Here is a 13,486-nt window from a genome sequence, read left to right as displayed (position 1 = left end):
CACTTCGTGCGGCAGATGTCGGCCCGGCAGCCATCCGTCCGCGGATGTCCGCATCGGGGGCTGCGAGGCCCCAGCCCAGAGGCTGGCTGCACCACCGTAGCGCGCCCGGCGAGTGGCGGCGGACACAGTCCGCCGCCTGGTCAGCCGCACCTCAACTCCCGGCGTCCGCCCGGCCCCAGTCCTGCCCCGCGCGCTCCCATGCCGCGTCCCAGCGGCGGAACCGACGCACCATCAGCAGCCGGACGGCCCACCGCCGGACGGCCTCGACGAGCCCACCGACGGCCCCGGCGGTCACCAGCCCGGCCGGCACCGCACGGGTCGCCGCCGCGTCCTCGTCCATCGGGCGCGGGGCCATCCGCCCGCGGCCGTCGGTCCGGATACGGAACCGCTCACCGGGCTCCACGGGCCGCGGCGCCGCGATCTCGGCGGCCTGCGCGCGGCCGTCCCGCCCGGTCCGGCGGGCCGCCGTCCGCAGGTGCGCGGCATGCTGGGAAGAGGTCTCCGGATCGGGGCCGGCGGGCGTGCGGGAGCCGGTCCGGGCGGTGGCTGCCCGCACCGGATACCGTTCCTGGTGCTGCTGCCGTACGGCCTCCAGCAGGGCGCCGTGCGCGGCCCGTCCGGCGAACCAGCCGGCCGAGGGGGCACCGAAGACGATCAGCAGGGCGGCGGTCAGCGCGATCCAGGCTTCGGTCCGGTCCGTCCGGCGCCGCACCGGATTGTGCCGCCAGTGCCATACGCCCCTCATCGCCCGCATCGCCGCCCCTTTTCCGGCACCCAGGGTCTGTGCATACCGCGTGCCACGGCGCCCGTGCGAAGGTTCGGTGAAGAGTGGAGCCGCATCCCGCCGCCGGCCGGCGGCCGGCCCGGTCGCACCCGCCCCACCGGACCCGCCCGCACCATGAACCCGCCTTGTTCCGGGGGGAGTTGCGGGCATTTCGAGGGAGTTGCGGCGACCGCCGCGAATCGGCCGGATTCACGCCCGGTACGCCCCGGCGTCGGCGCGGGCGTACGGCCCCGGTGTCAGCGCAGGCGTACGGCCACGGTCACCACCGCGCCCGCGGCCCCCGACGCGCCCGTCCCTTCGGACACCGCGAACCGGTCGGCCACCAGCCGCGCCAGCCACAGCCCGCGCCCCTTCGGAGCGCCGTCCAGGCCCGGCAGCAGCTCGGGGATCACCGCCTCGCTGAACCCCGGGCCCGCGTCGGTGATCCGGCACTCCAGCTCATCGCCCACCCGTCGCAGCACCAGCCGTCCCGAGCCGCCCGCGTGCTCCACGGCGTTCCCGGCGATCTCGTCCACCGCCAGCACGAACTCGCCGCGCCGCGGCTCGCACAGCCCCTCGCGGGCCGCGCACTCCTCCACCAGCAGCCGCAGCTGCGGCAGCAGCCGCGCGGTGAAGCGCCGTTGCAGCAGCCGGCGGCCGGGCTCCTGCGCCGGCACCTCCGCCTGACCGGCCGGTTCCGGGTTCAGCACGGCCGTACCACCTCCGTCGGCGTCAGCCGCGGCACCGCATCGGCGCCCAGCCGCCGCAGCATCCGGCGCTGCCCGCCGTCGCAGCGCACCTCGACCAGATCATGGCCCGCGGCGCCCCGGGCCAGGGTGAGCAGCGCCACCGCGCAGCCCACCGAGAGAAAGTGCAGCCGCGTCAGATCGACGGTGAGCCGACGGGCCGCCGCCGTGCGGGCCAGCTCGATCTCCAGCGACCGGACGAACGCGGCCTGATTCGCCGCGTCCGCCTCGCCGATGAAGCACAGCGCCGCGCCGGGGCCGCGCGCCGACCGCAGACTGCCCAGCCGCTCCAGTACGGCGCGCGGATGCGCCCGCTCCATCGCGGCCACCACCGACCGGTCGAACCGGCGGCGGTCGTACGCGCAGATCTCCGTGTACGGCCGCCCGGCGAACAACTCGTCCGCACCGGTCTCCCGGCGCTCCATCACCCCGACGTCGGCGCCGAGCGCGGACACCCAGCCCATGTCGATGAACGCCCGCAGCCCGGCGAAGCCTTCGGCCGTCGCCCGGTCGGTGGCCGCGCGCAGCCGGCCCAGCTGCCGGGCCGCGGTGAACTCGGTGTCCGGCAGGATCAGTTCCCGCATGCTGGTCAGCACCAGCTGGCCCCGCTCGCGGGCCGGAACCGTACTGCGGCTCGGGAAGTCGATCCGGGCCAGCACCTCTTCCTCCGGCACGCCGGGGCAGGGCAGCACCAGGACCTTCTCGCCGCGCGCCAGCCCGAGGCGCACGAAGGCCGTGACGACCTCCCAGCGCACCTCGTCATTGCCGTAACTCACAAAGGCGTGGTCCCCGGGCCGCAGATGCTGGACAGGGATGAGAAGACCGCCTCCGGCGTCCCTTGCAGGCATCGACACAACAGCTCTCTGTCTCCCCCCGCGGCCGGTCCCGTCGGCGGCGCTGTGCGCTCACTGTAGGCAGCCGCCGACCGGCCCGCAATGCGTACGACGGCGGCCGGTGAACACCGGCGGCACGACCACGCCGGAGGGCCGTGCCGACCCGTCAGCCGAGTATCTCGAACGGGTCGCCGATCCGGATCGTGCCCTCCCCGCGCGGGATCAGATTCTGGCCGAAGACCAGCCCGTCGCCGAAGCGCCGGTGCCGGGCCAGCGTCCGCAGCGGCTCCTTGCCGCGCTCGGCGGTGGACTGGTCGGTGGTGGTGACCACGCAGCGTGCGCTGGGCTTGGCCACGTCGAAGACCACCTCGCCGATACGCACCCGCCGCCAGTCGTCCTCCGTCCAGGGCTCGGTGCCGTCCACCACCACATTGGGCCGGAAACGGTTCATCGGCAGCGGGCCCTCGTCGGGCAGGTCGCCCTGCGCGACGAGGGAGTTGAGGGCGTCCAGCGACGAGGTGGTGGTGAGCAGCAGCGGATAGCCGTCGGCGAAGCTGACGGTGTCGCCGGGCAGGCTGAACTCCGGGTCGATGGGGCGGCGCTTCTCCGGGGCGTCGAGATGCACCAACCGGCACGCGATCCCCAGATAGGCGCGGAACCACTCGGCCGCCCCGGCGCCCGCGGGCACCGCCTCGACCTCGTCCTTCCACACTCCGACCGGAATCGTCTCCAGCGGGGGCGGCACCTCGACCGTCAGCGGCGGCATCCCGGGCGCGGTCAGCCGCAGGGCACCCTCGGGCAGCTCCTCGGCACGGGCCAACGCCAGCGCCGGGTACTGGCGTTGGGTGATCATCCGCCGCTCGGCGTCCACCGCCAGCCAGCGTCGGTCCCCGGCGAGCCCCCACGGTTCTACGACCGCCTCGCCGGGACCGGACCCCGCCATGGATTTGACCGGATAGAGATGCAGCGACCGGAGCACGGACTTCGACATGGCCCCATCCTCTCAGCCAGCTCGGACGATGGACCGAACGGCCGGGTCGGAGCCGTCCGTTCCGTCAGTATCCGCGGGGGTACTGGCGGCCGTACGGATCGTCGAAGGGCGAAGCGGGCCGCGGTGCGACCGGGGCGGCCGGGCGCATCGCCTCGTAGCCGGTGCCGCCGGCCGGGCGCTGGTACTGCTGCTGCGGGGCCTGGTAGCCGCGGGTCCCCGCCTGCTGCGGGATGTACGGGGCGGGGGTGTGCTGCAACGGGGCGACCGGCTGTGCGGCGGCGCCCGGATACCCATTGCCCGGGGAGGGGTGGGAGGGTCCCGCGGGAAGCGCGGGCAACGCCGAAGGCAGTGCGGGCAAATGGGAGGAACCGGTGTCGTAAGGGGACGGATTCACGCGGATCGGGGCGATCTGCGGGGTACCCCGCTCTGCGACGAGGCTGTCGTAGATCGGGGTGTCCGGGAAGGAGGGCGAAGCGTAGTAGCCGCCGCCGTAGGTGGAGCGGGGGGAGGTCATGCTTCATAAGTTAAGCCCACGATGTGTCGATTGGGGAGCCTGAAAAGAGGGTTGTTTTATGGGTTGCGAGCGACCATGGGTCCACAATGCGAGCGAACTTGTGAAAATCGGTCGTGATCGCCCGTAGGAATCATGTAAAGAGCGCCCTTCTCGCGGATGAACAGTCGGCGATTCCGGGTGTTCACGGCCAAGTAGGTTGGGGTGAGCCACCGCTGACGGGGTGCGAGGACGAGAGGAAGGTGCGGCGATGCCGATGCTCAGGGGCGGCAATGTGCCGGTTCCGGTCCCGGCGGTCCGGGTGGAACTGGGCTGGCAGTCGGCCCCCGGGGTACCGGACGTGGACGCGTCGGCGCTGCTCCTGGTGTCCGGGAAGGTCCGAAACGACGCCGACTTCGTCTTCTACAACCAGCCGGCGCACGCCTCCGGCGCCGTACGCCACGAGGGCAAGCGGTCGGCCGGCGGGGCGATGACCGATGCCATCGCGGTGGATCTGGCCGCCGTGGAGCCCGCCGTCGAGAAGGTGGTGCTCGCGGCCTCCGCCGACGGCGGCAGCTTCGGCGCCGTGCCCGGCCTGCACATACGGGTGCTGGAGGCAGCCACGGGGGCCGAGCTGGCCCGCTTCGACAGCGCCGACGCCACCACCGAGACCGCCTTCGTCCTCGGTGAGCTCTACCGCCGCCAAGGGGCCTGGAAGTTCCGCGCGGTGGGGCAGGGGTACGCCACCGGGCTCGCCGGGCTGGCCACGGACTTCGGCATCGGCGTCGAGGAGGAGCCGGCCGCGCCGCCGCCCGCTCCGGCGCCCCCGGCTCCCGTCCAGGCCCCTCCGGCGCCCGCGCCGCTGCCGTTGCCGGCCGGTCAACCGGTGGCGTCAATTCCGCCACCGCCCGGGCAGGCCGTGCCGACCCCCGCGCCCCCTCCCGTGCGTCTGACGAAAATCACCCTCACGAAGGATGCTCCGGCGGTTTCGTTGACGAAGCAGGGCGGTGCCTCGGGCGCGATGCGGGTGAACCTCAACTGGAGCGCGGGCAGCGCCGGCAAGCGGTTCGCCAAGAAGCTCGGCCGCAAGGCCATGGAGGCGATGGGCGCCCGCGGCGCGCTGCTGCCGCCCTCGGGCGACATCGACCTGGATCTGTGCGCGCTCTACGAACTCACCGACGGCTCGGCCGGTGTGGTGCACCCGATCGCCAACGCCTTCGGCGATCTGCACGCCCCGCCGTACATCCTGCTCGACCGCGACGACCGCACCGGCGCGGTGGCGACGGGCGAGAACCTCACCGTCAACCTCGACCACCAGGCGCGCTTCCGGCGCATCCTGGTCTTCGTGACGGTCTACGCCGGCGCCCGCAGCTTCGAGGGCCTGAACGCCACGGTCACCCTCCAGCCGCAGCACGGCGCCCCCGTCGAGTTCTCGCTCGACGCCTGCACGGTCCCGTCCACGGTCTGTGCGCTGGCCCTGATCACCAACACCGGGGACGGACTCGTCGTGCGGCGCGAGGCGCGCTACCTCGTCCCCGAGCCCGGCATCAGCCCGCAGCGCACCGTCGACCACGCCTACGGCTGGGGCCTTAGGTGGTCCCCGGCCGGCAAGTGACCGCGGCGCCCACGGGAGCGCGGCTCACCCCGCCCCGTACGTACGGCCCTTCCAGGCCGCGCCGCGCCCCCGGTAGTGCTGCACCGCGGAGTCGACGGTCATCAGGAGGTAGAGCAACGCGGTGAAGGGGAGCAGCGGGGCTGACCACAGCGGCTGCCGGTAGTAGCGCAGCATCGGCAGATAGGTGCCGCACATCAGCGCCCAGGCCGCGCCGCCCGGCACGGCGAGCGCGGGACGGCCGGCAGCCAGCCCGGCCAGCAGCGCGACCGGCGGCGCCAGATAGACCAGCGCCAGGCCGAGGACCGTACCCAGCAGGAGCAGCGGCTGGTGCCGCAGCTGGGCGTAGGCGCTGCGGGAGACCATCCGCCACAGTTCGGCCAGCCGCGGATACGGGCGCACGCTGGTCACCCGGTCCGCCAGCCCGAGCCAGATCGCACCGCCGGACCGCTGGACGGCGCGCGCCAGCGTCACATCGTCGATCACCGCATGCCGGATCGCCTCGGGGATGCCCGCCCGTTCCGCCGCCTCCCGCCGCAGCAGCACGCAGCCGCCGGCCGCCGCCGCGGTCCGGGCACCGCGGCGGTTGACCCGGCGGAACGGATAGAGCTGCCCGAAGAAGTACACGAAGGCCGGCACGACCAGCCGCTCCCAGAAGGTCACCACCCTCAGCCGCGCCATCTGCGACACCAGATCCAGCTCCGCGGACCGGGCCGCGGCCACCAATTCCCGCAGGCTGTCCGGGGCGTGCGCGATATCCGCGTCGGTCAGCAGCAGGTACTCCGGCGCCGACCGCTCCCGGGCCAGCGCGATACCGTGCCGCACGGCCCACAGCTTCCCGGTCCAGCCCGGCTCCGGCTCACCGGGGGAGGCGACGGTCAGCGGCAGCCCGCCGCGCCCGTCCGCCAGTTCGCGGGCCAGTGCGCCGGTCCCGTCCGTGCTCCCGTCGTCGACGAGGAAGACCTCCGCGCGGCCGGGGTACTTCTGCGCGAGCAGCGTCGGCAGGCTCACGGGCAGCACCTCGGCCTCGTCGCGCGCCGGGACGATGACCGCGACCGACGGCCAGCGGTCCGGATTCCGCCGGTCCGGCAGCCGGACGTCGGTCCGCCAGAAGAAGCCCTGCCCGAGTGCCAGCCACACCCAGGCCAGCAGCGATCCGGCACCGATCCACTCCATCGCTTCCACGGGCGCAGTCTGCCCACCACGGCCGCCGCCCACCGGTGATCGACACGGTCTCCCGGTGCGGCCCGTTCTCCGGCCGGTATGACAAGTCGGGCGGGCGGCTGAGTAAAGTGTCCGGGTGAAGATCGCGCTGATGGACTCCGGGACCGGGCTGCTCGCGGCAGCCGCCGCCGTTCGCCGTCTGCGGCCGGACGCGGATCTGGTCCTCTCCGCCAACCCCGACAGCGTGCCGTGGGGCCCGCGCAGCCAGGAGGAGGTCACCGCCCTCGCGCTGGACGTGGCCCGCGCCGCCGCGGCCCACCGGCCCGACGCGCTGATCGTGGCCTGCAACACCGCGTCGGTGCACGCCCTGCCCGCGCTCCGCGCGGCACTGGAGCCGGCCGTGCCGGTGATCGGCACCGTCCCGGCGATCAAGCCCGCCGCGGCCGGCGGCGGCCCGGTCGCCATCTGGGCCACCCCGGCCACCACCGGCAGCCCCTACCAGCGGGATCTGATCGAGCGGTTCGCGAGCGGGGTGGCGGTCACCGGAGTGCCCTGCCCGGGGCTCGCCGACGCCGTCGAGGCGGCGGACGACGCCGCGATCGATGCCGCCATCGCCGCCGCGGCACATATCACTCCGCGGGACGTACGCACCGTCGTCCTGGGCTGCACCCACTACGAGCTGGTCGCCGAGCGGATCCGCGCGGCCCTCCAGCAGCCCGGTGCCCCGCGCCTCGTCCTGCATGGTTCCGCCGAGGCCGTCGCCGCTCAGGCACTGCGCCGGATCGGCGCGGAACCGGCGCCGTCGGCCGCCCCGACCGGCACCGTCAGCGTGATCCTCGGCGGCCGTCCGGCCGCGCTGCCGGCCATGGCGCTGGCGTACGAGGAGGGTCGGCTGCTCGACGGCAACGTCATCCATGACGTCGGCGCCGCCGCGTCGGCTTCCGGGATCGCGTGACGAACAACGCGTCGCAGCGCGCTGCCGTAGCGTGCGAAGGCGCGTACGCTGCGTCTCATGAGGGACCACCCCCACGAGGGGGCAGCCGCCCCCGACAATGACGGATCCACGGACGGCGCGGCCGGCGCGCCCCGGTCCGGCGGCTCCCATGCGGAGATCCCCGAGGTCTGGATCGGCAGCGCCACCAACCGCATCCAGTGGCTGCTGGCCGTCGTGGGCGCGGCCTGTCTGGCGCTGGGCATCGTCCTCGCCGTCAACAGCACCTGGACCTCGGGCCTGGCCCCCCTGGTGATGTCCGTGGTCGGCTGCGTCGCGGCCGGCCTGCTGGTGCTCTTCGGCACCCTGGCCTTCGTCCGTGTCGCGGTCCGGGTCGACGAGGACTGCCTGGAGATCCGGTGCGGCCACATGGGAGTGCCGCGGCGCCGGATCCCGCTGGACACGGTCGTCGGCGCCGACGTCGATCCCCGGGTCACCCCCCGCCACTGGGGCGGCTGGGGCTACCGCTGGCGTCCCGAGCAGGGCACCGCGGTGGTCGTACGCCGCGGGGAGGGGCTGGTGCTCCGGCTCGGTGACGGGCGGACGTTCACCGTCACCGTCGATGACGCGGAGGGCGCGGTGCGCTGCGTCCGCGAGCGGCTGCGGCTGCGCCGGCCGGCGTCCACGGCGTGACCCGGCCGACCGCGCGCCCCTGACGCGCGCCCGGGGCCTCGGCGGGGGTCCGGCCGCGGTGGGCGTCCAAGATCCCGGTTCACGGCAGGGGTCCGCCCGGGACGTCCCTTAGGGTCGACGCATGGCAACCCCCGAATTCATCCGTGAACTCCGGAGCTCCATCGGCAGGCAGCTGCTGTGGCTGCCCGGGGTGAGCGCGGTCGTCTTCGACGACGACGGCCGGGTGCTGCTCGGCAAGCGGGCCGACACCGGCGGCTGGTCGGTGATCGGCGGCATCCCCGAGCCCGGCGAGCAGCCCGCCGAGACGGCGGTGCGCGAGGTGTACGAGGAGACCGCGGTACGTGTGGTCCCCGAGGGCGTCGTGCTCGTCGAGACCATGCCGCCGACCCGGTACCCGAACGGCGATATGTGCCAGTTCATGGATGTCACGCTGCGCTGCCGGGCGGTCGGCGGCGAGGCGAAGGTCAACGACGACGAGTCGCTGGCGGTCGGCTGGTTCGCCCTGGACGCCCTCCCGGAGCTGGAGCACTTCTCGCTGACCCGGATCGGGAAGGCGATGGAGGCCGGGCCGACGTGGTTCCAGGGCATGGGGGAGGAGCTCGCGGTGCCCTGAGGGGCCTGAGGGGAGGGGGACGGCGGCCGGTCTCCCGGCGCCCTACAGCTCCGTCGTCGACGGCTGTTCCCTCGGGATCGACGACCCGTCGGGCAGGCTGGGCAGCTGGGACGCGCCCGGGGGGCCGTCGGGGCCGCCGTCCCCTCCGTCCTGCTCTTCGGTGTGCATCTCCCGCTTGTCCTTGCGGCAGCTCGTGATCCAGGTGCCGGTCGGCCCGCTCTCGTACTGGCACAGCCAGCCCCGGACGGCCAGCGCGCCGCGGTTCGCACGCGACGGGGGCGCCCGAAGGAAGAACTCCGCCATCACGTCGCGCGCCTCCGCGCAGCCGACCGTCCCGCCCGCACCGGGGTCGGCGAACAGCGCGACGCTGTGCGCCCGGCCCAGCGCATCGGCGAGTTCGCCGCAGTTCACCGGCTGACCGGGGACGGGGGGCGACGCCGGATCCGGTGTGCCGCCGCCGGAACTCTGCGGGCCCGGACTGCCGCCCGGTCCGCCGGTGGACGAGGCGGCGGTGGACCCCTCGCCGTCCTCTCCCGTCCCGCATCCCGCCGCCGTGAGAGCGAGCAGCACAGTCGGCACGGTGATGAGCCTCCGCATGGTCGGCCTCCTTGTGGCGGCGGTGCGCAGACGGCGTGTTGCGTCGTTCGACGCTAGGAGCCGCAAGGGGGGCGGGGCGAGACGGGGCGGCCGTTCGGGTGAGCCCGCGGATCGCCGCCCGCGGTGCGGACGCGCCCTGAAGTGCGGGCAGGACTGCGATCAGGAAGCCCGGAGCGCCGGACGCCCCGGGCACGTCTTCCGGTTCCCCGGAGTTCCGCGGTGCTCCCGGTTCGCTCGCTCTGCGCGGCCGGACCGCGCTGGTCACCGGCGCCGCCGGCGGGATCCGGCGGACCTGCGCGCTGCGGCTCGCGGCGGCCGGTGCCACGGTCCGGGCGATGGACGGGGACGCCGCCGGACTTGCCGGGCTGGCGATGGAAGGGGGCCGGACGGTGCATTGAGGGAGCGCGCGCGGCCGGCCGCTCCGGATGGCCCGTGGAGAGCTGCGGCAGCGTGGTGCCGATGGTCCTCATCTTCCCTGCGGAACAAAGGAGTTCGCTAGGGGGGACAGCGGTCCGGTGACAGAGGTTCCGGTGACGAGGGGGCCATGGGCAAGATGGAGGGGAAGACCAAGGAGGCCGTGCAGGACGCCGGGGAGAGCATCCGGGGCATGCGTGACTCCCTGAAGGGCAAGGGCAAGGGCAAGGGCACGGGCAAGATCAAGGGCAAGGGCCGCTGACCTCCGTGGGCCGAGGGTGCGGCGGGCGCGCGGTTTTCCGGGGTGCTCGGCGAACGGATTCGGCCAACCGCCATACTGCGAGCGATCTTCCTCCCCGCGCGAAGGGAACCGCCTGCTGTGACCTCACCCTCGTCGTCCCACCCACCCGCCGCGACCTCTGCGTCCGCCGATCCGTCCGTGCCGTCCGCGCCGTTCACGCGTTCCGGTACCTCCGTCGTCATCGTCGGGGCCGGGCCGGCGGGGCTCACCGTGGCGAACGTCCTGCGGGCCGCCGGTGTCGACTGCGTGCTTCTGGAGGCGGAGAGCCGGGAGTTCATCGAGCGGCGCCCGCGGGCCGGGTTCATCGAGGAGTGGGCGGTGCGCGCGCTGGCCCGGCAGGGGCTGGCCGGGGGGCTGCTGGAACGGGCCGAGACCCAGGCGGAGTTCGAGTTCCGGTTCGGCGGGGAGCGGCACGCGATCCGGACCGCGCGGCTGTCGGGCCGGCGCCATTTCGTCTATCCGCAGCCGCTGTTGGTGAGCGATCTGCTGGCGTCGTACGTGGAGGGGGCGGGGGGTGAGGCCCGCTTCGGGGTGCGGGACGTGCGGTTGCACGATGTCGAGGGGAGCGCGCCCGCCGTCTCGTACCGGGACCCGGTGACCGGGGAGCGGTACCGCCTGGACTGCGACATCATCGTGGGGGCCGACGGGGCGCGGGGGGTGTGCCGGGCGGCAATACCCGCCGAGCGGGCGGTGATCACGCGGTACGACCACGGGGTGGCCTGGCTCGCGGTCCTCGCCCAGGCGCCGCCGTCGGCGGACGGGGTGGTCTTCGGGATCCACGAGCGGGGGCTCGGCGCGCACATGGCGCGGAGCCGCGAGATCACCCGCTACTACCTGGAGGTGCCGTCCGGCGACGATGCCGGGGACTGGCCGGACGAACGGGTGTGGGAGGAACTGCACATCCGGCTCGCGGCCCGCGGTGCCCGGCCGCTGACCGAGGGGCCGTTGTCCGAGAAGACGGTCCTGGACATGCACAACTACGTTGTGGAGCCCATGGCGTACGGCCGGCTGTACCTGGCGGGGGACGCGGCGCACCTGGTCGCGCCGATCGCGGCGAAGGGGATGAACCTCGCGATCAACGACGCCCTGCTCCTCGGAGAGGCGCTGATCGCCCGCTCCAAGGGCGACGACCGCGGCCTGGCCGGCTATTCGGAGGCGTGCCTGAGGCGCGTATGGCAGTACCTGGAGTTCTCGCAGTGGCTGTCCGAGGTGCTGCACGGCGCCTCGTCCGGCGATCGGTTCCGGGCGGGGACCGCCTCGGCGCGGCTGCGGCGGCTGCTGGGGTCGGAGTCCGCGGCGAAGGCGTTCGCCGGGCTGTACATCGGTGAGGAGTCGGATCTGTAGCGGTCGGATCCGTGAGACGTGGGTCCCGTGGTGAAGCGGATCGGGAGCGCGTCGGATCCGGTGCGCCGGCAACGGCGTTGCGGCGCGGCGTCCCGCGACCGGGTGCGGGGTGCGGATGCGGATGGGGTGCGCTCGGCCGCGGTACGGCGGGCGCTAGACGGTCGCGTAGACGCGGGTGGCGAACTCCGCGACCTGGGCGTCGGTGAGGTTCTTCGCGAGGTCGGCCTCGGTGATCATTCCGACCAGCTGGTGGCCGCCCTTGACGTCGATCACCGGCAGGCGCTTGATCTGGTGCTGCTCCATGGTGCGCAGCACGTCGCCGGCGTCCGCCTCGGCGTCGATCCAGTGGAGCTTCTGCTCCAGGGTTCCGGCCTGCACCGTCGCCGGATCGATGCCCTCGGCAATGCACTTGATGACGATGTCACGGTCGGTGACCATGCCCGCCAGCTTGTTGTTGTCACCGCAGATGGGCAGAGCGCCGACGTTCAGATCACGCATCATCTTCGCTGCGTCGAGCAGTGTCTGATGCGCGCCCACACATTGCACCCCGCTGGTCATGATGTCCCGGGCTCGCTGCTTCGTGGCCATGATTCCTCCCGCCTTCCGAGCGTGGTCGGAGTTGGGTCTTTGCTTCGATGACACCACGAACGGAGCAAGGTCGCTTCCGGGGCCGGGGGCCCTCCCGGACCCGTTCCGGGAGGGCCCCGTTCTGCTGCTGCCGGGCCGGGGAATCGGGCATATCGTTCGTAGTGTGGCCGGGTGCGGGGACAGCGGATGGGGCCGGCGGGGGCGGCGCGCGTCCGGCCGACGGTGCATCCCCGTGCGAATCCCCTCACGGAAAGAAGGGTTCCGATGCATGCTGCGCTCAGCTCTGCCGACCTCGCCAAGCTCCGGCGGCAGCGGCCCTATCCGGCCGTGACCGTCCTCATGCCCACGCATCGCCGGGAGCCGGACAACGCACAGGACCCGGTCCTGTTGCGCAACATGATGGCCGAGGCCAAGGAGCAGCTCCAAGCCGATCCGGACGTCAGCAGGGACCGACGGATCGAGGTCATCGAGCAGTTGGACCAGGCCCTCTCGGAGATCGACCTGGCGCACGCCGAGGACGGGATGGCCGTCTTCGCCGCGCCGGGCGAGCACCAGGTGTGGTCGCTGGGCCGTACGGTGCCCGCCCGAGTGGTGCTCTCGGACACCTTCCTGACCCGCAACCTGGTCGCCGCACAGGCCGCCGAGCGGCCGTTCTGGGTGCTGGCGCTCTCCGCCGGCCGGATCTCCCTGTGGAGCGGTGCGGCGGATCGCGTCACCGAGGTGCACCGGGGCGCCTTCCCGCTGACCCGCAGCCTGGTCGACCCGGACGCGGAGAACCAGGAGCAGGTCGGCGAGATCCCCAGCACCTTCAGCGACGAGCACACCCGGCAGTTCCTGCGGGAGGCGGACACGGCGATGGGCGCCGTCCTCAAGTCCGACCCCCGGCCCCTGTACGTGGCGGGTGAATCGGTGGCGCTCGCCCTGCTCGACGACGCCGGTACCGTCCTGCGCGGCGCCAAGGGGACCAAGGGCGAGGTCACGCAGGTGCCGCAGGCGGGGCTGGCGGCCGGGCCGCCGGACGCCGTGTGGCAGGCGGTACGCCCCTACGCCGAGAAGCGCGCGGCCGGTGAGGTCGAAGAGGTGCTGGCCGAACTGGACCGGGCGCGCGGGCGCCGGGCGTTCGCGGCCGGGGTCGACGAGATCCGGCAGAACGTCACGACCGGCCGGGTCGCCCTGCTGGCCGTGGAGGAGAACTACCGCGAGACGGTGCGGGAGTCCGGCGGCCATCTGACGCCGGCGGAGCCCGGCGACCGGGGCGCGGTGGACGACATCGTCGACGAGATCGTCGAACGGTCCCTGGACACGGGCGCGGAGGTGCGGTTCGTACCGGACGGCACGCTGGCCGAGGTGGGCGGCATCGCCAGCGCACTGCGGTACTAGCCGGCCACCGGTCAGCCGCAGATCGG

At 73.7% G+C, this 13,486-nt stretch carries 15 protein-coding genes and 1 pseudogene; 8 read left to right on the top strand and 8 right to left on the bottom strand.

Annotated elements, in window-relative coordinates:
* Positions 1–151 precede the first annotated feature (151 nt).
* The 5 genes from IEZ17_RS23160 to IEZ17_RS23140 form a co-directional block, all read right to left on the bottom strand.
* Positions 152–754 carry an Rv1733c family protein gene (locus IEZ17_RS23160; protein ID WP_229852545.1) on the bottom strand — a complete coding sequence of 201 codons (603 nt, stop codon included), beginning with the start codon at positions 752–754 and terminating at the stop codon, positions 152–154.
* Between the two features lie 266 nt (positions 755–1,020).
* Positions 1,021–1,473, bottom strand: coding sequence for an ATP-binding protein (locus IEZ17_RS23155; protein ID WP_189303164.1), 453 nt, complete (start codon positions 1,471–1,473; stop codon positions 1,021–1,023).
* Positions 1,467–2,285, bottom strand: a complete 819-nt coding sequence (locus tag IEZ17_RS23150; protein WP_229852544.1) for an MEDS domain-containing protein — start codon at positions 2,283–2,285, stop codon at positions 1,467–1,469. Before IEZ17_RS23150 ends, IEZ17_RS23155 begins: the two co-directional genes overlap by 7 nt.
* A gap of 223 nt (positions 2,286–2,508) precedes the next feature.
* The gene (locus IEZ17_RS23145) at positions 2,509–3,333 is read right to left on the bottom strand and encodes an MOSC domain-containing protein (RefSeq protein ID WP_189303161.1); all 825 of its coding nucleotides are present in this window, start codon (positions 3,331–3,333) and stop codon (positions 2,509–2,511) included.
* 64 nt (positions 3,334–3,397) lie between these two features.
* Positions 3,398–3,847 carry a DUF6643 family protein gene (locus IEZ17_RS23140; protein WP_189303159.1) on the bottom strand — a complete coding sequence of 150 codons (450 nt, stop codon included), beginning with the start codon at positions 3,845–3,847 and terminating at the stop codon, positions 3,398–3,400.
* A gap of 247 nt (positions 3,848–4,094) precedes the next feature.
* On the opposite strand from IEZ17_RS23140, the gene IEZ17_RS23135 reads away from it, so the two are divergent.
* On the top strand, positions 4,095–5,438 hold the full coding sequence (locus IEZ17_RS23135; RefSeq protein WP_189303157.1) for a TerD family protein: 1,344 nt from the start codon (positions 4,095–4,097) through the stop codon (positions 5,436–5,438).
* 24 nt (positions 5,439–5,462) lie between these two features.
* Here the strand turns inward: IEZ17_RS23135 and IEZ17_RS23130 are convergent, their stop codons facing one another.
* Positions 5,463–6,611 (bottom strand): glycosyltransferase, encoded by a 1,149-nt coding sequence (locus IEZ17_RS23130; protein ID WP_189303274.1) that lies wholly within the window; start codon positions 6,609–6,611, stop codon positions 5,463–5,465.
* Positions 6,612–6,735: 124 nt separating this feature from the next.
* Between IEZ17_RS23130 and IEZ17_RS23125 the strand changes: the two genes are divergently transcribed.
* From IEZ17_RS23125 to IEZ17_RS23115, 3 genes are all read left to right on the top strand, one after another.
* On the top strand, positions 6,736–7,554 hold the full coding sequence (locus IEZ17_RS23125) for a glutamate racemase (protein ID WP_189303155.1): 819 nt from the start codon (positions 6,736–6,738) through the stop codon (positions 7,552–7,554).
* A gap of 57 nt (positions 7,555–7,611) precedes the next feature.
* Positions 7,612–8,223, top strand: coding sequence for a hypothetical protein (locus tag IEZ17_RS23120; RefSeq protein ID WP_189303153.1), 612 nt, complete (start codon positions 7,612–7,614; stop codon positions 8,221–8,223).
* A gap of 121 nt (positions 8,224–8,344) precedes the next feature.
* A complete protein-coding gene (locus tag IEZ17_RS23115) occupies positions 8,345–8,836 on the top strand; it encodes an NUDIX hydrolase (RefSeq protein ID WP_189303151.1) in 492 nt (163 codons plus the stop codon).
* Positions 8,837–8,878: 42 nt separating this feature from the next.
* On the opposite strand, the gene IEZ17_RS23110 is transcribed toward IEZ17_RS23115, so the two are convergent.
* Positions 8,879–9,433, bottom strand: a complete 555-nt coding sequence (locus IEZ17_RS23110) for a hypothetical protein (RefSeq protein ID WP_189303149.1) — start codon at positions 9,431–9,433, stop codon at positions 8,879–8,881.
* Between the two features lie 158 nt (positions 9,434–9,591).
* Here IEZ17_RS23110 and IEZ17_RS44530 point away from each other — a divergent pair.
* The 3 genes and pseudogenes from IEZ17_RS44530 to IEZ17_RS23105 all read left to right on the top strand — a co-directional run.
* A pseudogene (locus IEZ17_RS44530) lies at positions 9,592–9,804 on the top strand (hypothetical protein); the annotation flags it as partial.
* Positions 9,805–9,977: 173 nt separating this feature from the next.
* Positions 9,978–10,109: a hypothetical protein gene (locus tag IEZ17_RS43905; protein ID WP_268249839.1), complete on the top strand. Its 132-nt coding sequence runs from the start codon at positions 9,978–9,980 to the stop codon at positions 10,107–10,109.
* Between the two features lie 177 nt (positions 10,110–10,286).
* A complete protein-coding gene (locus IEZ17_RS23105; RefSeq protein WP_229852552.1) occupies positions 10,287–11,492 on the top strand; it encodes a 4-hydroxybenzoate 3-monooxygenase in 1,206 nt (401 codons plus the stop codon).
* Between the two features lie 153 nt (positions 11,493–11,645).
* On the opposite strand, the gene IEZ17_RS23100 is transcribed toward IEZ17_RS23105, so the two are convergent.
* The gene (locus tag IEZ17_RS23100; protein WP_189303144.1) at positions 11,646–12,080 is read right to left on the bottom strand and encodes a CBS domain-containing protein; all 435 of its coding nucleotides are present in this window, start codon (positions 12,078–12,080) and stop codon (positions 11,646–11,648) included.
* Between the two features lie 264 nt (positions 12,081–12,344).
* On the opposite strand from IEZ17_RS23100, the gene IEZ17_RS23095 reads away from it, so the two are divergent.
* The gene (locus IEZ17_RS23095) at positions 12,345–13,460 is read left to right on the top strand and encodes a baeRF3 domain-containing protein (RefSeq protein WP_189303143.1); all 1,116 of its coding nucleotides are present in this window, start codon (positions 12,345–12,347) and stop codon (positions 13,458–13,460) included.
* Positions 13,461–13,486 lie beyond the last annotated feature (26 nt).

Source organism: Streptomyces albospinus (assembly GCF_014648695.1).
In the GTDB taxonomy this organism is placed as follows: Bacteria; Actinomycetota; Actinomycetes; order Streptomycetales; family Streptomycetaceae; genus Streptomyces; species Streptomyces albospinus.
Note: the sequence above shows the minus strand (reverse complement) of the source record. Positions and strands in the feature narration are given on the sequence as shown.